General features: G+C 47.4%; 2 protein-coding genes. Both read right to left on the bottom strand.

The features are described from left to right. A partial coding sequence (locus tag ACWHAR_RS27615; protein WP_452088506.1) for a carboxyl transferase domain-containing protein occupies positions 1-595 on the bottom strand: 595 nt, incomplete at its 3' end. A 10-nt stretch (positions 596-605) separates the two neighbouring features. Next, positions 606-685: hypothetical protein (locus ACWHAR_RS27610; RefSeq protein WP_452088507.1), on the bottom strand; the 80-nt coding region annotated here is incomplete at its 5' end.

The raw sequence follows: 685 nt of genomic DNA, 5'->3' as shown, positions 1-685 counted from the left end.
TAACCATTTCCGCCATCCTTGGCGAGCCTAAATACATGGAGGCGTTACCGTCTACCATAACGACGATATCACAGAAGGCCGGAATATAAGCGCCACCTGCTGCAGATGGTCCGAAAAGCAGACAGATTTGCGGAATGCGTCCCGATAATTTGACTTGATTGTAAAAAATTCTTCCTGCACCGCGTCTCCCTGGAAAGACATTGATTTGGTCGGTAATTCGGGCGCCTGCCGAATCGACTAAATAAATGAGCGGACAGTTTAATTTTTCGGCGGTTTCTTGAATTCTGATGATTTTTTCAACTGTTTTTGCTCCCCATGACCCCGCTTTCACTGTTGAATCATTCGCCATGACGCAAACGGTTTGGCCGCCGATTTTGCCGATAGCGGTTACAACTCCGTCAGCGGGAAGCCCGTCTGACATACATTCCGCAAAAAAAGCGTCTTCTAGCTCAATGTCATCGTCAAAGAGAAGGGAAAGCCGCTCTCTGACAAAGAGCTTGCCTTTTTCCCGATTGCTTTGATGATACTTTTCCGCTCCGCCTTTTCGAATCCGTTCAGCCCGTTCTGTTCGTTCCTTTTCATAATCCATGAGCATTGCCCCCCTTTTATATTCCCTTGTATACGGCCCGTCTTTTTTCTTGAAAGGCCTGAAGCCCTTCTCTCCTGTCTTTTGTCGGGATGGTTT

Source organism: Bacillus sp. LR--39 (assembly GCF_053613335.1).
The sequence above is the reverse complement of the archived record's forward strand: the minus strand, read 5'-3'. Positions and strand labels throughout refer to the sequence as shown.